Consider the following 20,609-nt stretch of genomic DNA (forward strand, 5'->3'; position numbering starts at 1 on the left):
GAAATGGGAACAGGGGAAGCCAATTTCAATCGCGCAGAGATGTGACCATGCCCGTCACACCATCCCAAGCACCGTCAGAAAGAGCGATCCCCAGCACACGATCAGGGTTCGTCGGCGGTGGCATGGTAACACCGTCGAGCCGTTCAAACCCGAAACGTTGATAGTAAGGCGCGTCACCGACGAGCATAAGCCGCGACCATCCGAGGGCGCGCGCATCTGCCAAGCAGCGCTGCATGAGCATTGCAGCTACACCCTCGCCCTGTCGCGTCGGGTGAACGGCGATTGGGCCAAGCAGAACCGCCTGTTGCCCCCCCACCAGAACAGGCCAGTTGCGCACCGCACCTGCCAGAATACCGTCTGAGTCACGGGCGGTCAGACACAACGGGCCGATCGGTTCAACACCCTCGCGCAAGCGGTAAGAAGACAAGGCAGACCGCCCGGGTGCAAAGCAGAGATCATAAAGCGCTTCGATTTCCCACCAGTCGTCCGCTGTTTCCTGGGCCAATGTGATTGCCGTTTGTTGCATTTGTCTTTCATCTGGCCACGCGATAGTCAGACGCTACCTGTTGGGCAACAAAACGAAAAGGCATTGCATGTTCTACGAACCTAAAAATGGCCACGACCTGCCACATAACCCGTTCAACGCCATTGTATCGCCCCGCCCGATTGGCTGGATTGCAACGCGTGGTGCAGACGGCCTGGACAATCTTGCGCCCTATTCTTTCTTCAACGCCGTGGCCTATGTGCCGCCCCAGGTCATGTTCGCCTCAACCAGCAGCAAACCCGACCGCGATGGCACCAAGGATTCCGTGGCCAACATCCGCGATACCGGCGTCTTTGCCGTGAATGTTGTCGAATACGCCGCGCGTGACGTGATGAACCAGACGTCCGGTGCATGGGACCGCGACACGGATGAATTCACTCTTGCCGGTATCGAAAAAGGGGAATGTGAGACGATCAATTGCCCACGCGTCCTTAACGCCCCCGCGACGCTGGAATGCAAACTGACCCAGATCGTGCAACTGCCCGGAGAAGCCAATTTCGCCGTCTTTGGCGAAGTGACAGGCGTGCATATCCGCGACAATTGCCTTGTGGATGGCATGTTTGATGTGACCACGTTCAACCCGCTCACACGGCTTGGCTATCGCGATTATTCCACCATCCGCGAGGTCTTTAGCCTGCAACGCCCCGGTGAATAACGACTAGTGCCCGCCGATGATGCCGGTCTTCACGCTGTAATCCACGGCGAGGGCATAGTCGGGATCATCGTCGCTATCGACCATGAGGTGGCCAGCTTTTGACAGAAGCTTGTGACAGTCGCGGCTGAGGTGACGCAACTGGATGATCTTGCCGGCATCCTCATACTTCTGGGCCAGTGCCTCGATAGCCTGCAACGCGGATTGATCGGCCACGCGGCTATTGGCAAAATCGACAATGACCACATCAGGGTCGGATTCGACGTCAAAAATTTCCATGAATCCGTCAGATGAACCGAAAAACAGCGGTCCCTGGATTTCATAGACCTGCGCGCCAGCCGAAGTCCGGCTTTCGCGCTTGATGGCGTGAATGCGGGTTGCGTTGCTCCATGCATAGGCCAGCGCGGAAACGATCACACCCACTACGACTGCCGTTGCAAGGTCCGTTGCCACAGTCACCACCGTCACAAGGATCGTTACGAAAGCATCCGTGCGGGGTACCTTGCGCAGGATACGCAGCGAGTTCCACGCAAAGGTCCCGATGACGACCATAAACATCACGCCGACAAGTGCGGCCAGCGGGATACGCGCGATCAGACCACTGGCGAAAAGGATAAATGCCAAAAGGAACAGAGACGCCGCGATTCCGGCAACCCGTGTCCGCCCGCCAGATTTCACGTTGATCATTGACTGTCCGATCATCGCGCAACCGCCCATGCCGCCAAAGAAACCGGTCACTGTATTGGCTGCGCCTTGGGCCAGACATTCCTGGCTTGCCCCGCCGCGCTTGCCGGTCATCTCACCGACAAGGTTCAGGGTCAGCAGGCTTTCGATAAGACCGATCGCAGCGAGAATCAGCGCATAAGGCAGGATGATTTCCAGCGTTTCCCATGTGTGCGGCACCATCGGCACATGGAACGCAGGCAAGCCGCCTTCGATGTCTGCAAGATCACCGACAAGCGGCACATCAATCCCGAAACCGATCACAATCGCAGCCACAATCCCGATCCCTGCCAGCGGTGCAGGAATCGCATTCGTAATCTTGGGCATGACCCAGATGATCACCATCGTCAGCGCCACGAACGCCAGCATCAGATAAAGCGGTGCACCTGACAACCATTGCCCGTTGGCCATGCCGTGGCCCGCGCTTTCGGCGGTCCCGGGCACCTGAAACTGGCCCAATTGCGCAAGGAAGATCACAATCGCCAGACCATTCACAAAGCCCAACATCACCGGATGTGGCACAAGGCGGATGAACTTGCCCCATCGCATGATCCCGACAAAGAGTTGGATCAACCCCATCAAGACAACCGTCGCAAAGAGGTATTCGACACCATGCACGGCAACAAGGCTGACCATCACAACGGCCAAAGCACCCGTCGCGCCTGAAATCATCCCCGGACGCCCGCCAAAGACCGCAGTAATCAGGCCGACGATGAACGCAGCATAAAGCCCGACCAAAGGCTCAACGCCTGCAACAAAAGCAAAGGCGACGGCCTCTGGCACCAGCGCCAGAGCAACTGTTAGACCGGACAGAATTTCCACCCGCCATTGACCGGCCGTCAGCGGGGCATCCGGGTCGGTGAGTTTGAGACTGTCAGCGAAAGTCGCCAAAAGGGCGCGGGCCATGTGAAATCCTGTGCATGGGGAATTTACGGGTGGCCTAAAGCAGCGCCCCGTGGATGTCACCCCTCAACCCCGACCGATCATGCGGTGTTGCAGCATTGGCACGGCGCACAGGCTTCCATTTGGGGTTGATCCGCTTCAATGTAGCAATGAAGCGACAGCAGGGCAGGTCATGCAGACAAAAATCGGAATCATCGGTGGTTCGGGCATTTACAATATGGACGGGCTGGAAAATGCCGCTTGGGTGACAGCCCCAAGCGCATGGGGCACCCCTTCTGACGACGTCCTGACGGGACAATTGCACGGCGTCGAGATGGCCTTCTTGCCGCGTCATGGACGCGGCCACGTGCATTCACCCACTACTGTGCCTTACCGCGCAAACATCGACGCGCTCAAACGGCTGGGTGTAACCGATATCATCAGCGTGAGCGCCTGCGGGTCTTTTCGTGAAGACATGGCGCCCGGTGATTTTGTGATTGTCGATCAATTCATTGACCGCACTTCTGCGCGCGAAAAATCCTTTTTCGGCACCGGCTGTGTGGCCCACGTCAGCGTGGCCCACCCGACCTGCGCGCGCCTGTCGGAGGCCTGCGCAACCGCCGGCCGCGCTGCGGGTATCACGATCCACACCGGCGGCACCTATCTTGCGATGGAAGGGCCACAATTCTCTTCTATGGCTGAAAGCAAACTCTACCGCGCGTGGGGCTGCGACGTGATCGGCATGACCAATATGCCCGAAGCCAAACTCGCCCGCGAAGCCGAGATTTGTTATGCCTCCGTTGCGATGGTCACCGATTATGACAGCTGGCATCCGGATCATGGTGCCGTCGACGTCAGCGACGTGATCAAGACGCTGCAAGGCAATGGCACCAAGGCCCAAGACCTGATCAGCCGCTTGCCCGCCCTGCTCGGCGCAGACCGCGCCCCCTGCCCCTACGGCTGTGACCGCGCGCTCGAATACGCGGTGATGACCGCCCCCGATAAACGTGATCCCGCACTGGTTGCGAAACTCGACGCCATCGCTGGCCGCATCCTTTAGGAAGAGATAATGAAAACCGTCCAAGACTATATCCGCACCATCCCAGACTTCCCGCATGAAGGGATCATGTTCCGCGATGTGACCACGCTGTTCAGCGACGCGCGCGGTTTCCGCATCGCGATTGACCAGTTGCTGCACCCCTATGCAGGCCAACCCATCAACAAGGTCGTGGGACTGGAAGCGCGCGGGTTTATCCTTGGCGGCGCAATCGCACACCAACTGTCGGTTGGTTTCGTGCCGATCCGCAAGAAAGGCAAACTCCCCGGCAAGACAATTGAACAGGACTATACGCTTGAATACGGCCAAGCCACGATGGAAGTGCACGACGACGCGCTGCAGGCGGGCGAGAAAGTCCTACTGGTCGACGACCTTCTTGCGACAGGCGGCACCGCAGAGGCGGGCATCAAACTGATCGAACGCATGGGGGCCGATGTCATCGGTTGCGCCTTCATCATCGACCTACCCGATCTGGGCGGGCGCAAAAAACTGGAAAGCCTCGGCATGAACGTCCACGCGCTTTGCCAGTTTGAAGGCGCATAGCCCCCACTTTCCATGTCCCTTCAAACTTCCGCCGGAGGCATCTCCCTTTGCCGCAAAACGGCACCGGGGTTCATGATCCCCAGCGGGTCCAGCGCATCCTTGATCGCTCGCAACATGTCGAGCTTCACCGGATCGCCGTAAGTCTCCAGGTCTTTGACCTTGAGACGCCCGATCCCGTGTTCGGCGCTGACAGACCCTGCCATGGCATGTACCAGATCATGCACAACGCGCTTCACCTCTGGCCGTTCCGCCTCATAATCGGCACGGCTTCGCCCCGGCATCGGAAAGACGTTATAGTGCAGGTTGCCGTCACCCAAGTGACCAAAGCAATTGATCCGGAACGCGCCAACCTCTGCCAAAGCCTTCTCACACTGCGCGATGAACGCGGGGATCGCGCTCAGCGGGAGTGAGATATCATGCGAACTGACGGACCCGATCCGCCGGTTCGCTTCTGGAATGCTTTCGCGGATATGCCAAAAAGCATCTCGCTGCGCATGGCTTTGTGCGATCACCCCGTCGGTCACCAACCCTGCCTCGAACGCTTTTTCAAACACCCCCTCAAGCGCCGCTTCGGGGCTGATCCCTGCTGAAAGCCCGACGTCGATCAGCACACACCATTCCGGTACTTCTGCGAAGGGTTGTTTATACTCCGGCCCGACTTCGGTCAGGAAATCGAAGCCTTGACGGTGCATGATCTCGAAGGCGGATATGCCCTCGCCGATCAAGGCACCCGCCAGCGCCAAAAGCTCCAAAGCGGCCGCAGGCGATGGCACTGCCATCATGGCAGCGCCGACGCCAACAGGGCGCGGTACCAGCTTAAGTGCAGCACCGGTAATAACCCCCAATGTCCCCTCTGCGCCAATCATCAAGTTGCGCAGATCATAGCCCGTATTGTCTTTCCGTAGCCGCGTCAGCCCGTGCCAGATGCTGCCATCCGCACGCACCACCTCAAGCCCCAGACAGAGCGCGCGCGCATTGCCGTAGCGCAGCACATTCACACCGCCCGCGTTGGTGCCCAGCAACCCGCCAACCCGCGCCGACCCTTCCGAGGCCAGTGACAGCGGGAACAAACGCCCCACGTCTTCTGCCGCTTTCTGCACATCGGCCAGTATCACACCTGCATCACAAACAAGAACGTTTTCGGAAGGGTAGACCTCGCGGATGCGGTTCATCCGCTCCAGAGACAGCACCACCGGCCGCGCACCTTCCTGCAACAACTGCCCGCCCACCAATCCGGTGCCCCCGCTATAGGGCACGATGCCCACGCGCGCTGCGGCGCAGGCTTTTACGATGCTTGCGACCTCTTCGGTGCTGGCGGGCGCCACGACAAACCCCTGCCCTGCCCAGCGACCGCGCGGCTCGGACAGGTAGGGTGTGGTGCCATTCTTGAACGCGGCCGCAGGCAGCAAGGCGCGCAGGCTGTCTTCGAAATCCGGTGTAACAGGGTTAAGCATCTTAATTTTCCTTAGATCAGGCTATGACATGGACCGGATCGCGCGCGCGTCCAACCATGATTACTCCGCCGTCCAGCCACCGTCGATCAGCATGTGGGTGCCGGTCATCATCGCAGCCGCGTCCGAGGCAAGATAGACCACAGGCCCCATGATATCACTGACTTCGCCTGCGCGGCCCAGTTTGATCTTGCTCAACAGCCACGCGACTTTGTCAGGGTCGGAAAACGTCACTTCGGTCAGCGGCGTGCGGATAAACGTGGGGCAGATCGTATTCACACGGATCCCCTGCTTGCCCCACTCAATCGCCATCGCTTTGGTAAAGCCTTCAACCGCGAATTTCGTGGCACAATAAACAGCGCGGTCGTTTCCGCCCACATGGGCCATCTGGCTGGAAATGTTGATCAGACTGCCCGGCTTGCCAGCAGCGATCAGGCCCTTAGCCACGGCACGTGTCAGGAAATAGGCCCCTTTGAAATTGATGTCCGAGACAACATCGAAATCGGCCTCTTTCGTCTCGACTGCGGGCGCGTGGATCGCAAAGCCAGCTGCATTCACCAGCACATCAAAGGGGCCTTCTGCCAGCACCGCCGCCTCGGTCGCGGCAACTTCTGCCACATCCATAACCATCCCCTGCGCTTTCATACCGGCTGCGGTCATCTCGGCCACCACTTGGCTGACGCGGGCCGCGTTCCGCGCGGCCACCGTCACCTCGGCCCCTGCATCAGCCAGCGCCACTGCACAGCCCAACCCGATCCCGGACGAACCACCAACCACCAAGGCCCGTTTGCCATCAAGCCGGAACGACGGTGTTTGGGGAAGTGTCATGGCCGTTTTATCCTTATCAGGCGCGCCCTAGCCAACATCGGTCTTGCCGCGTCGGTCACTGCGCAGGTTGGCGTAGAGCACATGATTGCGCCAGCGTCCGTTGATCTGCAAATAGCTCTGCGCCACACCTTCGTATTTATAGCCACACAGCTCGAGCAAACGGCGCGAAGCTGTATTCTCAGGCAGGCACCCCGCCTCGATCCGGCTCAGATCCATTGCTGTGAAAGCATGATGCACAACCGCCTGAATAGCCTCGCGCATATAGCCTTGGCGGGCAAAGGGCTCACCGATCCAATAGCCTGTGATGCCCGATTGTGCCGGACCCCGGCGGATATGATCGAGCGTGATTGCCCCGAGTAACCCGTTGTCTTCGCGCCGCACCAGAAAAAGCGGCATCGCCGTGCCGTTCGCAATCGAACGCTGCGCCCAATAGACACGATTGGTGAAGGCTTTGCGCGACAGATGATCAGGGGCCCAGGTCGGCTCCCAGGGCTTCAGAAAGGCTTCGCTGTCACGGCGCAGGGCCGCCCATGCCCGAAAATCACTATGTATCGGCGGGCGCAACGTCAGCCGCTCGGTTTCGATCCGGACCTTCTTCTTGGCCCCGAGCATTAGGCCGCCAGTCGCGCTTTCAGCGCCTCAAGCGACGGGGCCGCCGCAGCGGGGCCATAAAACGCCAGCGCCGTGCCAGCCTGTCCCGCCATCTGTCCTGCAAATTCCTTCACATCACCGGTTGTGACGTCGTCAATGTGCGCGACTGTTTCGCTGATACTCGGAATACGTCCCCAGATCGACAACAACCGTGCCAACCGTTCGGCACGGTTCGAGGGGCTTTCCAGCCCCATCAAGAGCCCTGCTTTCATCTGCGCGCGCGCACGGGCGACTTCCGCAGCACTCATATCATCCGCGGCGCGCTTCATCTCGTCCATGGTGACATTCGCAAGCTCTGCGATTTGTTCGGCGCTCGTGCCTGCATAGATCGTGGTCAGGCCCGTGTCCTCATAGGCCCCCGCCTGCGCAAAGATCGTGTAACAGAGCCCGCGTTTTTCACGCACTTCCTGGAACAGGCGCGACGACATGCCCCCGCCCATGACGCTGGCATAGATTTGCGCGGTATAGATCGCGGGGTCCAGATAGGTTGGCCCTTCCAGCGCCAGCGCAAAATGCACCTGTTCGAGGTCCTTGATCTCGCGCCGCTCACCGCCACCAAATTTGGCAGGCTGCATGAGTTCGGGCGCACGCGGCACGGCGGCCAAATGGCCGAAAAGCGCCTCTGCCTGTGCAACTATCGCATCATGGTCAATGGCACCGGCAGCAGACAGGATCATCTGGTTGGGGCCATAGTGTTCGGCAACAAACCCTTTCAGATCTTCGCGGTTAAAGCTGCTGACGCGTTCAGTTGGACCAAGGATCGTGCGGCCAAGCGCCTGATCAGGATAGGCCACCTCTTGCAACCAGTCGAAAATAATATCGTCGGGCGTATCAAGTGCCTGCCCGATCTCTTGCAGGATCACGCCGCGTTCAACCTCGATCTCGGCAGGATCAAAAACAGGGTTCAGCAAAATATCCGAGATCACATCCAGCCCGAGGGCAACATCGTCTTCAAGGACACGCGCATAATAAGCTGTCATTTCACGGCTGGTGTAGGCGTTCATATAACCGCCCACATCCTCGATGGCTTCGGCAATTTGCAGCGCGCTGCGGGTCTTGGTGCCCTTGAACGCCATATGTTCCAGAAAATGGGCAATCCCGTTCTGCTCAACCCGTTCGTGCCGCCCGCCTGCTTGGACCCAGATGCCAATGCTGGCTGATTTCAGCCCCGGCATATGTTCGGTCACGATTTGAAAGCCGTTGGACAGCGTGTGCAGTTGAATGGTCAATTCTGGATCCGTTCCTTGATGACCGCCTGAATGGCAGCCAGATCATTGCCGACGCGTGTAACGCGCTCGGGTCGGTCATACAGGTCCGCCATGCGCGGTGGAAGAGGGGCAGCAACACCAGAGGCGGCTTTCACAGCATCGGGGAATTTCGCGGGGTGTGCCGTGGCAAGCGTGACCATGGGCGTGGTGCCCAGATGTGCTTCGGCCACATGCACACCGACGGCGGTATGCGGGCACAAGAGTTCGCCATGGTTTGCCAGATAGGTCTTGATCGCAGCCTGTGTTTCTTCCTCCGAGGCGCGGCCGGATTTGAAGGTATCCTTCAACATCTGATAGGCGCCTTGGCTGATTTCGAAACCACCCTTCTTCAGATCTTCCATCTGGCTGGTAACAGCGGCACCATCACGCCCGTAGGCATCAAACAAAGCGCGCTCGAAGTTCGAGCTGACTTGAATATCCATCGAGGGGCTGATGGTAGGTTCCACGCCTTCTTTGGTGTAGGCACCGGTTTGCAGCGTGCGGTGCAGAATATCGTTGCGGTTGGTTGCAACCACAAGGTCGGCAATTGGCAGACCCATTTTCTTGGCAATATAGCCTGCGAAAATATCACCGAAATTCCCTGTCGGCACCGTAAAGCTGACTTCGCGGTGCGGTGCACCAAGCGATACAGCGGCCGTGAAGTAATAAACCACCTGCGCCAAGACACGGCCCCAGTTGATCGAGTTCACGCCGGCCAGCTTCACCTCTTCTCGGAAGGCGAAATCGTTGAACATGTCTTTGACGGCGGCTTGGCAATCATCAAAATCACCATCCACGGCCAGTGCATGCACGTTGCTTTCGGTCGGCGTGGTCATCTGGCGGCGCTGCACCTCGGACACGCGACCGTGGGGGTACATGATAAAGACATCGACGGCCTTCAGACCGCGGAACGCCTCAATCGCGGCAGAGCCCGTATCGCCCGAAGTTGCACCCACGATTGTCACGCGATCCCCCGACCGTGTCAGCGCAGCCTGAAACATCTGGCCGATCAGTTGCATCGCGAAGTCTTTGAACGCTAGCGTGGGACCGTGAAACAGTTCCAGCAGGAAATGGTTGCTATCGAGCTGTACCAACGGCGCCCGCGCGGCGTGGCCGAAACCGGCATAAGCCTGCGAAATCAATTTGCGGAATTCAGCGTCGGTGAATGTATCACCGATAAAGGGGCGCATCACGTCAAAGGCCACGTCTTCATAGGATTTGCCAGCCATGGCCGCGATCTGCGCATAACTCAGCGTTGGCACTTCTTCAGGCACATATAGCCCGCCGTCACGCGCCAAACCGGTCAACATCGCTTCTTCAAAGCTTAACGAGGGTGCTGTCCCGCGGGTCGAGATGTAGCGCATAACTGTCAGGCGTCCTTTTGGCGTGTCGTCCGGAATATCAGGAACAGGGTCATAATCGCCCAGACTGCGGCCAGCAAGAACCATGTGACAGCATATTCAAAATGGTCATTCTTGATGGTTGCCGTGTTCACAGGCAGTGGCGTCAGCCGCGGATCGGCGGGTGATGTCTGGCTGGCCACAACCATCAGTGGCTGGGTATCGAGCGCCTCGGCCATGGTTTCGACATTACGGGCAAACCAGATGTTACTGGCGAGATCCGGTTCAGGTGTGCTGTCGTTCTGGTCATCGGGCCACAAGAGTGTCCCAACCATCCGCATTTGCACAAGCAGAGGGGCTGCGTCCTTGTCCTCAAGCGGTAAAAGACCCTGATCCAAGAGGATCGGTCCGATATCAGTTTCGAACCGTGAAATCACACGGTATCCGGTCCCTGCCTCGGTGCCCGACACCAACACGTGAAGCTCTTCTCCGGTCGGGCGACCGGTGACGGAAACACGCGAATACTCATCACTTTGTTCATTCACAAACCGCGTCAAAGGGACGGGCGCTGCGGCCAAGCGCTGATCAATCTCGGCGAGAATCTCTTCTTTCCATGCCAAACGCTCAACCTGCCAAAGGCCGAGACTGACCAAGACACCACACCCGGCAATGCCAAGGATCAGGGGGAACAGAATTTTACGCAGCATCTTGCGCCCTTGATTGTAAAAACGCGCGAGATTGCACCCGCGCGTTTGTGAATTTTGCACCGTGGATCAAGATCCACCTTACATAAAGCGCACTTAAATGCCCCAGATGTAGACGGCGAAGAACAGGAACAGCCAGACCACATCAACGAAGTGCCAGTACCAGGCTGCTGCCTCAAAACCGACATGCCGTTCCGGTGTAAAGTGCCCTGCCCGTGCGCGCAGATAGCAAACGAAAAGGAATATCGTACCGATGATCACGTGAAAGCCGTGGAAACCTGTGGCCATGAAGAAGTTCGAGAAGAACTTGTCGCCGCCGAATGTCCAGTCCTGCTCGACCAGCAGATACCAGTATTCGTAGGCTTGAAGGCCGGTGAACAGGATGCCCAGAACAACCGCCAGCAACAGACCGTTCTGCAGGTCTTTGCGGTTGTTTTCATGGACCAGTGCGTGGTGCGCCCACGTTACGGCCATGCCGGAACACAGCAGAACGAGTGTGTTGATCAGCGGAAGGTGAAACGCATCAACCTGATAGAACTCGGGGGCAACGTATGTTGTGCCCGCATATTCGTTCATGGGATAAAGCGTGTGCTTGAAGAACGACCAGAACCACGCGGCGAAGAACATCACTTCCGACATGATGAACATGATGAAACCGTAGCGCAGGCCGATCCGGACAACCGGTGTGTGATCACCTGCGTTGCTTTCAGCAACAACTTCCGACCACCATGCGAACATGACGTAGAGAACAGCCGCAAGGCCGATCAGGAACATGTATGGCCCTGATCCGTGCATCCAGATGACGGCACCAAACAGCATGATGAAAGCGCCCAATCCGGACATAAGCGGCCAGATTGATGGTGGCAAAATATGGTAGTCGTGGTTCTTTGCATGCGCCATGTGGTGCGTTCCCTATAGGCTGGTCTTTAGTTGTTTTGTATGGCGTCTTGCGACGCGGGTGTCAAAGCTTGCGGTGCAAGTGAGGCTTGGATTTCTTCTTCCGGCAGGTCGATTTCGTAGAAGGTATAGCTCAGCGTGATCGTATGAACGTACTGCCCTTCGCGGTGATCCACGATGGCGGGGTCCACAAAGAAACTCACCGGCATCATCACGGTCTCGCCTGGCATCAGGACTTGCTCGGTGAAACAGAAGCATTCGATCTTGTCGAAAAACGCTCCCGCCTCGTAAGGGGTGACGTTGTAGGCCGCCTGCCCCGCAATCGGCACATCCAGCGGGTTGTGCGCCTCGTAGAACGCGAGCCCCGTTTCGCCGATACGGATTTCCATTTCGCGGACTTCAGGTTTGAAGGTCCACGGCATATCACGCGCCAAAGAGGCATCGAAGCGCACCTTGATGGTTTCATCAAGGATCACATCGCTGCCTGTTTCGGCGACATTGGTCGCGCCGCCAAACCCTGTGACACGGCAGAACCAGTCATAAAAAGGCACCGATGCCCAAGCAAGGCCACCCATAAGGATCACGACCGAGACTGTCTGTGCCAGCGTTCTGTTTGTCCCTTGCAGGTTAGGAAACAGTTTCATTCGCCTGCCCCTTCTTCTGGAATAAGCTGTGGTCGGGCCACGTGGTCAAAACGTTCGAACTGGTTCGCGTTTCCCAGTTCAAGAACTTTCACCACAGTCAGACCAAAGATCACGGCGATAAAACCCGCCAAGATGAGCCCAAGCCCATAGTTGCGGCCTTTGCGCCGCGTATGCAGTTCGTGTTCGACATGCAGAGTCATGACCAGCCTCCAATCCCGTAAAGCCGCAGTGCCGCTTCGACGAGGAGCGCACCGAAATGCGCAAACAGATAGTAAAGAGAAACCTTGAAGACCTTGATTTCGACCTTGTGCTTGTCGGCTTCGCAGGCCGCGTCATCACGCCACCAGATATCAAAGGCCCCCTTGAGGAACCACACATTCATCCAAACAGCAATCGCCAGATAGAATGGGCCACCGATCGACGTGAAACCAAGCCCGATTGCGACAGGAACCAGCAGCAGCGTGTAGATCAGAACATGCCGGCGCGTTGAATCCCGCCCGTGCGTTTCGGTCAGCATCGGAATACCGGCGTTCCCGTAGTCCGACTTTACAAACAGTGCGAGCGCCCAGAAATGCGGTGGTGTCCACATGAAAATCAACGCGAACATCAGCACACTTTCGATACTGACGCCGCCGGTCGCCACGGCCCAGCCGATCATCGGCGGGAAGGCACCTGCCGCGCCACCTATGACAATGTTCTGCGGGGTCGCCCGTTTCAGCCACATCGAGTAGACGACAGCATAAAAGAAGATCGTGAAAAGCAGCAGGAACGCCGCGAGGAAGTTTGTCGCCAGCGCCAAAAGCACCACCGCAAACCCGGAGAGTGCCAAACCGATGCCCAACGCCTCACCCGGTGCCACGCGCCCCGAAGGGATCGGCCGTCCGGCAGTGCGGCGCATGCGCGCGTCGATGTCAGCATCCCACCACATGTTCAGAGCGCCCGACGCCCCCGCGCCCACGGCGATACACAGGATTGCCACGAAACCGATAAAAGGATGGACCGGCACGGGCGCGACAAGCAACCCGACAAGCCCTGTGAACACAACGAGCGACATGACACGCGGCTTTAACAGGGCAAAGTAATCGCCCATGTTCGCCTCATATGTGCTTTCAGATGCGCTAATGTCGCTCATGCCAAACCTTGTCATAGGGCGGTGGGTGAACACCCACCTTATGTTTTGGACCTGTCAAAGAATGCAAGGCGGGTCTGAACCCGCCCTCACACTTAGGATGTGCCGGTCGCCTCAGCGAGCCAAGCGTCATATGTCTCTTGGCTGACGACCTTTACCGTAATCGGCATATAGGCGTGGTCTTTACCGCAAAGCTCGGAACACTGGCCGAAGAAGATCCCTTCACGCTCAGCAGCAAACCACAGTTCGGCCAGACGACCGGGCACCGCGTCCTGCTTCACGCCAAACGCCGGGATCGTCCAGGAGTGGATCACGTCAGCCGCAGTTACCTGCATCACAACTGTTGCACCGACAGGCACAACAACCGCCGTGTCAGTTGCCAAAAGATACTCTTCCTGACTGTAGCCGTATTCTTCGAGTTCTTCGCGGGCCAGCATGTAGCTTTCGAAACCGAAGTCATGATCGACGTACTCATAACCCCAGTACCACTGATAGCCGGTGACCTTGATTGTAATATCGGCCTCGGGGATCTCCTGCTGTTTGAACAGCACTGGCAGCGAGAACGCACCGATAAAGACGAGGATCACAACTGGCACTACAGTCCATGCGACTTCGAGCGGCGAGTTATGCGTGAATGTCGCGGGTTCAGGGTTGCGCTTGTGGTTATAGCGGATCACGACCCACGCCAGCAGTGCGGTTACAAACAATGTGATAATGGTGATAATCACCAAAAGCATGTTGTCGAGCCAGACCACATCGCGCGCCAGTTCGGTTGCAGACGGCTGAAAGCCCATGCCGCGATCAACTGGTCGGCCCACAATCTCAAGCTCTTGGTTTACCTGCTGTGCTGTTGCTGATGTTCCCGCCATCAGCAGACCGGCGGTGGTCCAAAGCGACGTTGCAAAGGTGTTCAAACGCATATCGTACCCTATCTTATTTGCACCTGCGATGGTGCGTCTCCCGGGCGATTCCATTCGGGCTACGGACGGAATCCCATTGTATTCGACAGACCGTGTCCCATATCCTAACGCACAACTCAAGAACTGCTATTGCGTCAAACAGACGCTTTCGTGACAAAATTCACGCCGCACAAGGAAAAACCCATGTCCGCAGACCCGTTTCGCCCGTTTGAAACCAATCTAGATCAGGATACGGCACTTGCGCTGTTGCGTGAAGCGACCGCTGGCGCCGATGATGGTGAGCTCTTTCTGGAACGGCGCAAGTCCGAGGTGATCTCGTTTGACGACGGGCGCATCAAAACCGCCAGTTTTGATGCATCCGAAGGGTTCGGCCTGCGCGCCGTGCGGGGAGAAACCGCAGGATATGCCCATTCCACCACCATCGACGAACACGCCCTGAAACGTGCTGTTGCCACCGCGCGCCTTGCCGTCGGAGACGGTGGCGGCACCATGTCCGCAGCCCCTGCCGGTACAAATCGTAAGCTCTATTCCGATGATGACCCAATGCTGCAGGCCACCTTTCCCGCCAAGATCGACCTTCTGCGCGAAATAGACGCCTTCGCCCGTGCACTTGATCCGCGTGTCGTGCAGGTATCAGCAACCATCGCCGCGTCTCACCAGGAAGTCCTGATTCTGCGCCCCGAAGGCACGCTTGTGACCGACACCCGCCCGATGTCGCGCCTCAACATCAGCGTGATCGTCGAGGAAAACGGCAAGCGTGAAAGTGGCGGTATGGGCGGCGGTGGTCGTGCGGGCCTGATCGGGCTGATCGGGCGTGACCATTGGGAACCTGTTGCACGCGAAGCGCTGCGTATTGCCTTGGTCAATCTTGATGCCGAACCTGCGCCTGCGGGTGTTATGGATGTCGTGCTCGGCCCGGGATGGCCCGGTATTCTGTTGCACGAGGCAATCGGCCACGGCCTTGAGGGTGATTTCAATCGCAAGGGATCAAGCGCCTTTGCGGGCCTGATGGGCCAGCAGATTGCCGCCAAAGGTGTGACCGTGCTGGATGATGGCACCATCCCTGACAGGCGCGGGTCGATCACGGTAGATGACGAAGGCACGCCTAGCGCCAAAAACACATTGATCGAGGACGGTGTTTTGGTCGGCTATATGCAGGACCGCCAGAACGCCCGCCTGATGGGGGTCGCACCAACTGGCAACGGACGGCGCGAGAGTTTCGCCCATGCGCCTATGCCGCGCATGACCAATACCTATATGCTGGCCGGTGACGCCGCACCCGAAAGCCTTGTCGCTGATCTCAAGGACGGGATTTATGCGGTGGGGTTTGGCGGCGGTCAGGTAGATATCACCAACGGCAAATTCGTCTTCAGCTGCACCGAGGCCTACCGTGTGAAGAACGGTGTGGTCGGTGCCCCCGTCAAAGGCGCCACGTTGATTGGTGACGGGGCGACGGCGCTGAAACAGATCCGTGGCATCGGCAATGACCTTGCCCTTGATCCCGGGATCGGCAACTGCGGCAAAGCGGGCCAGTGGGTGCCGGTTGGTGTCGGGCAGCCCAGCCTGCTGATTGGCGGGCTAACGGTGGGTGGCGCGGCTGCCTAGGCTGATTCTTCTCAGTGACTGATGCGGCAGGGCTGTGGTTTTGCGGCCCCGTCGTGCCAAACATGCAAGGTTTCTGCATTTTCGACGCATTTAATGTTAATCCGGTAAGAACTCGTTAACCCCGTTCATCCTAAAGTAGCTTTGCAATATGGCGGAGCCTACAGGATGACCGGAACACAAGTTTCTTCCACTCACCCCCCACTCCTACCCACCACGGAAGAGGATCTGTTCAACCGGCTCCGCCTATTGCGATCACGCCGGGTTGGCGTTGCGACATTTCACCGTCTGCTGGCAGAACACGGCAGCGCGGCTGATGCATTGCGCGCCTTGCCAGATGTCGCGAAAGCCGCTGGTGTCAGCGGCTACGAAATCTGTCCGGAAGGCGTGGTCAGGGCGGAACTCAAAGCAGGTAAGGCCGCAGGGGCGCAATTGGTGATGCACGGATCACCGGCCTATCCTTCATCGCTTTACGACATTGCCGATGCACCGCCACTGATGTGGGTGCTGGGACAGACGGCGCTTTTACAAAGGCCGATGATCGCACTTGTTGGCGCGCGGAATGCATCGTCCCTCGGGACACGCATGGCGAAACGATTGGCCAAGGATTTGACAAAAGCTGGTTTTGCGGTGGTTTCGGGGCTTGCGCGCGGCATTGATGCCGCGGCCCATCATGGGGCGCTTGCCGGCGGCACCATTGCCGTCATGGCCGGCGGTGTCGACACAATATATCCCGCAGAAAACACGCAACTGGCGCAAGACATCGCAAAACGCGGGGTGCGTCTGTCAGAAATGCCGATGGGGCTTCAGCCGCAGGCGCGGCATTTTCCTATGCGCAACAGAATCATTTCCGGTCTTGCCCGCGCCGTCGTAGTGGTTGAGGCCGCAGGCAAATCCGGTAGCCTGATCACCGCCCGCAATGCGCTGGATCAGGGGCGTGATGTTCTGGCTGTGCCGGGGCACCCGCTTGATGCCCGTGCCTGGGGGTGCAACCTTTTGATCCGCGATGGTGCAACGCTTGTCCGCAGCGCTGAAGATGTCATCGATGCATTAACACCGGTCGTAGAGGCGCCCGAAGCGCCCGCACCTGATCTACCTGAAGCTGCGCCACAGGAAAGAACGCTGCGCGATTTCGCGGCCCTGCATTCGGAAATTCTGTCCCGCCTCAGCGCTGCACCGATCGCCGAAGACCAGCTGATGCGTGACATCAAGGTGACAGCGACAGACGTCGCACCCGTCCTGATCGATTTGGAACTCGATGGCAAAATCACGCGGCATGCGGGTGGTTTACTGGCCCGCGTTCTCTGAGAATACGGCAGTCACGCGCAAAGATTTTTACCCTCATTGACATTCGGCAGGCAGACGCCACATCTTGCGCGACTTAAGGAACCGTATTGTCTGTAAAGGATTCTCATGCCCGTTGTCGTTGTCGAATCCCCTGCGAAGGCCAAAAAAATAAACGGCTATCTGGGCAGCAACTATACTGTTCTCGCGTCCTACGGACACGTCCGCGACCTACCGCCCAAGGATGGATCCGTCCTGCCTGATGAAGATTTCGACATGAAATGGGAAATTGCGGCGGACAGCAAAAAGCATATCAAGGCGATCGTTGACGCGCTGAAAAACGACAATGAGCTGATCCTCGCAACCGACCCCGACCGCGAAGGCGAAGCGATTTCATGGCACCTGACAGAGGCACTGATCGCCAAGAAAGCGATCAAGAAAGACACGCCCGTCAGCCGTGTGGTATTCAACGCCATCACGAAATCCGCCGTGACAGAGGCGATGAAAAATCCCCGTCAGGTTGATGAACCTTTGGTCGATGCCTATTTGGCCCGCCGCGCGCTGGATTATCTGGTGGGGTTTAACCTTTCACCTGTTTTGTGGCGCAAACTGCCCGGTGCGAAATCCGCCGGCCGCGTCCAATCGGTCTGTCTGCGCATCATCGTCGAACGCGAGATGGAAATCGAGGCGTTCCGCAGTCAGGAATACTGGACCGTTAAGGCGCTTTTGCAGTCTCCGCGCGGCCAGACATTTGAGGCGCGCCTGACCACGCTTGCGGGCAAAAAGCTCGACAAGTTTGATTTAGGTAACGCGACACAGGCCGAAATGGCCGTGCAGGCTATCAATTCGCGCGATCTGGTCATCCAGTCAGTCGAGGCGAAACCAGCCACCCGCAACCCGTCGCCCCCCTTTATGACTTCGACTTTGCAACAAGAGGCTAGCCGCAAATTCGGCATGGGTGCGAAACAAACCATGAGCGTCGCTCAGCGTCTTTATGAGGCAGGTCTGATTACTTACATGCGGACCGACGGTATCGACATGGCGCCCGAGGCTGTCACAGGCGCCCGCGATGCGATCAAGGCCAAATTCGGCGAAAAATATCTGCCCGACCAGCCGCGTCTCTACAAGAACAAAGCCAAGAACGCACAGGAAGCACACGAGTGCATCCGCCCGACCGAGATGTCGGTCAGCACTGAAGATGCAAAAATCGCCGACGCCGACCAGCGCAAGCTCTATGACCTGATCTACAAACGCACGATGGCCAGCCAGATGGCCGCCGCGCGTCTGGAACGCACCGTCGTCGATATTACCAGCGCCGATGAACAGGTCGTATTGCGCGCGAACGGGCAAGTGATGGTCTTTGACGGCTTCATCGCGATCTACGAGGAAGGCAAGGACGACACGGTTGTCGATGATGACGACAAGCGCCTGCCGCAACTGACCGCAGGCGAAAAGGCCGAGAAAAAGTCGGTTGATCCCGAACAGCATTTCACACAGCCACCGCCCCGCTATACAGAAGCGACGCTGGTCAAGCGCATGGAAGAATTGGGGATCGGCCGCCCGTCGACATATGCATCCATCGTGACCACGATTCAGGATCGCGGTTATGTCGAGAAGGATAAGAACCGTCTGATCCCGCAGGATAAAGGGCGCTTGGTAACGGCCTTTTTGACGAATTATTTCCGCAAATACATCGGTTACGATTTCACCGCCGATCTGGAAAACCAGCTTGATGAGGTCAGCGCGGGCGCGGCTGACTATAAAAAGGTGCTGGCGCGGTTCTGGCGCGATTTCTCGGCGGCGATCGCCGAAACCGCCGATTTGCGCATCACCGAGGTGCTGGAAAAAATCAACGAGGTGCTGGAACCCCATCTTTTCCCGCCCACCGAGGACGGCAGCGATCCACGCCTCTGCCCCAACTGTGGCGCAGGGCGTCTGTCGATGCGCACGGCACGCTCTGGCGGGGCCTTTATCGGGTGTTCGAACTATCCTGAATGCCGCTATACAAGGCCCTTCGGCCCACCCAATCCAGAGGCCGAGGCCTCGGCCATCCCGCCAGAGGGTAAGCTGTTGGGCATTGATGATGGCGACGAAATCCGCATCTTCAAAGGCCGTTTTGGCCCCTACGCCCAGCGCGGGGAAGTGACGGAAGAGAACAAAAAACCACCCCGTCAGGGTATCCCTGCGGAGTGGGAGCCAGAGGACGTGACACTTGATCAGGCACTGATGCTGCTGTCGCTGCCGCGCGAACTCGGCCCGCACCCCGAAGATGGGATTCCGGTCTGGGCCAATATCGGACGTTACGGACCGTACCTGAAGCACGCGGAAAGCACATCGCATCGCGGTGGGACCAACGCCAACCTCGAGAGCATTGATGACGTCTGGACCGTGGGGATGAACCGTGCGGTCCAGCTCTTGGCGGAGAAAGTGGCGTCACGTGGCGCACGTGGCAAAGCTGCTGTGCCGATCCGTGAATTGGGCGAACACCCCGAAGCAGGCGGTCCGGTCAATATTTATGACGGCAAATACGGACCTTACGTGAAATGGGAAAAGATCAACGCGACGATCCCCGACACGGTTGAACCGTCCGAATTGACGCTGGCGCAGGCAGTGCATCTGATTGACGAGCGCGCAGAGAAGGCCGGCAAAAAGAAACCGGCCCGCAAAAAAGCCCCCGCCAAGAAAACAGCAGCCACCAAAAAGAAACCGGCGGCCAAGAAAGCCGGCTGACGGTAATTCTGCGTCGCGGCAATTTATTGACTCTCCCGGTGTTGGGCGGCACAACTTGTGCAAATCACGCCGGAGAGTTCGTCAATGAAAAAGATCTACCCTAACGCGGCCGCAGCTCTTGATGGGCTTTTGCACGATGGCATGTTTATCGCTGCGGGCGGTTTTGGCCTTTGCGGCATCCCCGAACTTTTGCTGAGTGCAATCCGCGATGCAGGCACCAAGGACCTGACTTTCGCGTCGAACAATGCCGGCGTTGATGACTTCGGGATCGGCATTTTGCTCCAAACCCGTCAGGTCAAAAAGATGATCAGCTCATATGTGGGCGAAAACGCCGAATTCATGCGGCAGTATCTGTCGGGCGAGCTTGAACTGGAGTTCAACCCCCAAGGCACATTGGCCGAGCGCATGCGCGCAGGCGGCTGCGGTATCCCCGGCTTTTATACGAAAACTGGCGTTGGCACCGTGATTGCCGAAGGAAAAGAACATAAGGATTTCAACGGCGAGACCTATATCCTCGAAGAGGGTATTTTCGCCGACCTTGCGATTGTCAAAGCATGGAAAGCCGATGCAACCGGCAACCTTGTGTTCCGCAAGACAGCACGCAATTTCAACCCGCCCGCCGCGATGTGCGGCAAGGTCTGTGTGGTCGAGGTGGAAGAAATCGTCCCGACAGGGAGCCTTGATCCCGATAGCATCCATTTGCCCGGCATTTATGTCCACCGTCTGATCCAAGGGGATCACGAAAAGCGGATCGAACAACGCACAGTGAGGAGCGCATAAC

The 20,609-nt window shown here is 58.0% G+C and carries 20 protein-coding genes; 7 read left to right on the forward strand and 13 right to left on the reverse strand.

Annotated features, from left to right (window positions below):
• Window positions 1-25: 25 nt before the first annotated feature.
• A complete protein-coding gene (locus SJY29_RS11900) occupies window positions 26-526 on the reverse strand; it encodes a GNAT family N-acetyltransferase (protein ID WP_400083248.1) in 501 nt (166 codons plus the stop codon).
• A 67-nt stretch (window positions 527-593) separates the two neighbouring features.
• Between SJY29_RS11900 and SJY29_RS11905 the strand changes: the two genes are divergently transcribed.
• Window positions 594-1,199, forward strand: coding sequence for a flavin reductase family protein (locus tag SJY29_RS11905; protein ID WP_400083249.1), 606 nt, complete (start codon window positions 594-596; stop codon window positions 1,197-1,199).
• 3 nt (window positions 1,200-1,202) lie between these two features.
• Here the strand turns inward: SJY29_RS11905 and SJY29_RS11910 are convergent, their stop codons facing one another.
• Window positions 1,203-2,825 (reverse strand): SulP family inorganic anion transporter, encoded by a 1,623-nt coding sequence (locus tag SJY29_RS11910; protein WP_400083252.1) that lies wholly within the window; start codon window positions 2,823-2,825, stop codon window positions 1,203-1,205.
• A gap of 169 nt (window positions 2,826-2,994) precedes the next feature.
• Here SJY29_RS11910 and SJY29_RS11915 point away from each other — a divergent pair, with 169 nt between their 5' ends.
• Both SJY29_RS11915 and SJY29_RS11920 read left to right on the forward strand, forming a co-directional pair.
• Entirely contained in the window at window positions 2,995-3,861 is an 867-nt protein-coding gene (locus SJY29_RS11915; RefSeq protein WP_400083255.1) for an S-methyl-5'-thioadenosine phosphorylase, read from the forward strand.
• A gap of 9 nt (window positions 3,862-3,870) precedes the next feature.
• Window positions 3,871-4,401 (forward strand): adenine phosphoribosyltransferase, encoded by a 531-nt coding sequence (locus SJY29_RS11920; RefSeq protein WP_400083257.1) that lies wholly within the window; start codon window positions 3,871-3,873, stop codon window positions 4,399-4,401.
• A 20-nt stretch (window positions 4,402-4,421) separates the two neighbouring features.
• Here the strand turns inward: SJY29_RS11920 and SJY29_RS11925 are convergent, their stop codons facing one another.
• From SJY29_RS11925 to coxB, 11 genes are all read right to left on the reverse strand, one after another.
• On the reverse strand, window positions 4,422-5,855 hold the full coding sequence (locus tag SJY29_RS11925) for an FAD-binding oxidoreductase (RefSeq protein ID WP_400083260.1): 1,434 nt from the start codon (window positions 5,853-5,855) through the stop codon (window positions 4,422-4,424).
• A 60-nt stretch (window positions 5,856-5,915) separates the two neighbouring features.
• Window positions 5,916-6,680, reverse strand: a complete 765-nt coding sequence (locus SJY29_RS11930) for an SDR family NAD(P)-dependent oxidoreductase (RefSeq protein ID WP_400083263.1) — start codon at window positions 6,678-6,680, stop codon at window positions 5,916-5,918.
• A 27-nt stretch (window positions 6,681-6,707) separates the two neighbouring features.
• Entirely contained in the window at window positions 6,708-7,292 is a 585-nt protein-coding gene (locus SJY29_RS11935) for a GNAT family N-acetyltransferase (RefSeq protein WP_400083266.1), read from the reverse strand.
• Window positions 7,292-8,560, reverse strand: a complete 1,269-nt coding sequence (locus SJY29_RS11940) for a pitrilysin family protein (RefSeq protein WP_110278292.1) — start codon at window positions 8,558-8,560, stop codon at window positions 7,292-7,294. The genes SJY29_RS11935 and SJY29_RS11940 overlap by 1 nt, the downstream gene beginning before the upstream one ends.
• Window positions 8,557-9,942 carry a threonine synthase gene (gene thrC, locus SJY29_RS11945; protein ID WP_400088920.1) on the reverse strand — a complete coding sequence of 462 codons (1,386 nt, stop codon included), beginning with the start codon at window positions 9,940-9,942 and terminating at the stop codon, window positions 8,557-8,559. The genes SJY29_RS11940 and thrC overlap by 4 nt, the downstream gene beginning before the upstream one ends.
• Window positions 9,943-9,947: 5 nt before the next feature.
• A complete protein-coding gene (locus SJY29_RS11950; protein WP_400083268.1) occupies window positions 9,948-10,625 on the reverse strand; it encodes an SURF1 family protein in 678 nt (225 codons plus the stop codon).
• Window positions 10,626-10,718: 93 nt separating this feature from the next.
• A complete protein-coding gene (locus tag SJY29_RS11955; RefSeq protein ID WP_055296092.1) occupies window positions 10,719-11,522 on the reverse strand; it encodes a cytochrome c oxidase subunit 3 in 804 nt (267 codons plus the stop codon).
• Window positions 11,523-11,548: 26 nt separating this feature from the next.
• On the reverse strand, window positions 11,549-12,163 hold the full coding sequence (locus SJY29_RS11960) for a cytochrome c oxidase assembly protein (protein WP_400083272.1): 615 nt from the start codon (window positions 12,161-12,163) through the stop codon (window positions 11,549-11,551).
• Window positions 12,160-12,363 (reverse strand): hypothetical protein, encoded by a 204-nt coding sequence (locus SJY29_RS11965; protein ID WP_110278288.1) that lies wholly within the window; start codon window positions 12,361-12,363, stop codon window positions 12,160-12,162. Before SJY29_RS11965 ends, SJY29_RS11960 begins: the two co-directional genes overlap by 4 nt.
• Entirely contained in the window at window positions 12,360-13,295 is a 936-nt protein-coding gene (gene cyoE, locus SJY29_RS11970) for a heme o synthase (protein ID WP_400083274.1), read from the reverse strand. Before cyoE ends, SJY29_RS11965 begins: the two co-directional genes overlap by 4 nt.
• A gap of 92 nt (window positions 13,296-13,387) precedes the next feature.
• Window positions 13,388-14,212, reverse strand: a complete 825-nt coding sequence (gene coxB / locus SJY29_RS11975; RefSeq protein ID WP_110278286.1) for a cytochrome c oxidase subunit II — start codon at window positions 14,210-14,212, stop codon at window positions 13,388-13,390.
• A gap of 183 nt (window positions 14,213-14,395) precedes the next feature.
• Between coxB and tldD the strand changes: the two genes are divergently transcribed.
• The 4 genes from tldD to SJY29_RS11995 all read left to right on the forward strand — a co-directional run bounded on the left by tldD (window position 14,396) and on the right by SJY29_RS11995 (window position 20,608).
• On the forward strand, window positions 14,396-15,817 hold the full coding sequence (gene tldD / locus SJY29_RS11980; RefSeq protein ID WP_400083278.1) for a metalloprotease TldD: 1,422 nt from the start codon (window positions 14,396-14,398) through the stop codon (window positions 15,815-15,817).
• Between the two features lie 165 nt (window positions 15,818-15,982).
• Window positions 15,983-17,122: a DNA-processing protein DprA gene (gene dprA / locus SJY29_RS11985; RefSeq protein WP_400083281.1), complete on the forward strand. Its 1,140-nt coding sequence runs from the start codon at window positions 15,983-15,985 to the stop codon at window positions 17,120-17,122.
• 105 nt (window positions 17,123-17,227) lie between these two features.
• The gene (gene topA, locus SJY29_RS11990) at window positions 17,228-19,828 is read left to right on the forward strand and encodes a type I DNA topoisomerase (protein ID WP_400083284.1); all 2,601 of its coding nucleotides are present in this window, start codon (window positions 17,228-17,230) and stop codon (window positions 19,826-19,828) included.
• An 84-nt stretch (window positions 19,829-19,912) separates the two neighbouring features.
• A complete protein-coding gene (locus tag SJY29_RS11995) occupies window positions 19,913-20,608 on the forward strand; it encodes a CoA transferase subunit A (protein WP_055687447.1) in 696 nt (231 codons plus the stop codon).
• The last annotated feature ends 1 nt before the right edge of the window (window position 20,609 follow it).

The organism is Yoonia sp. R78084 (genome assembly GCF_044595625.1).
Classification (GTDB): Bacteria; Pseudomonadota; Alphaproteobacteria; order Rhodobacterales; family Rhodobacteraceae; genus Yoonia.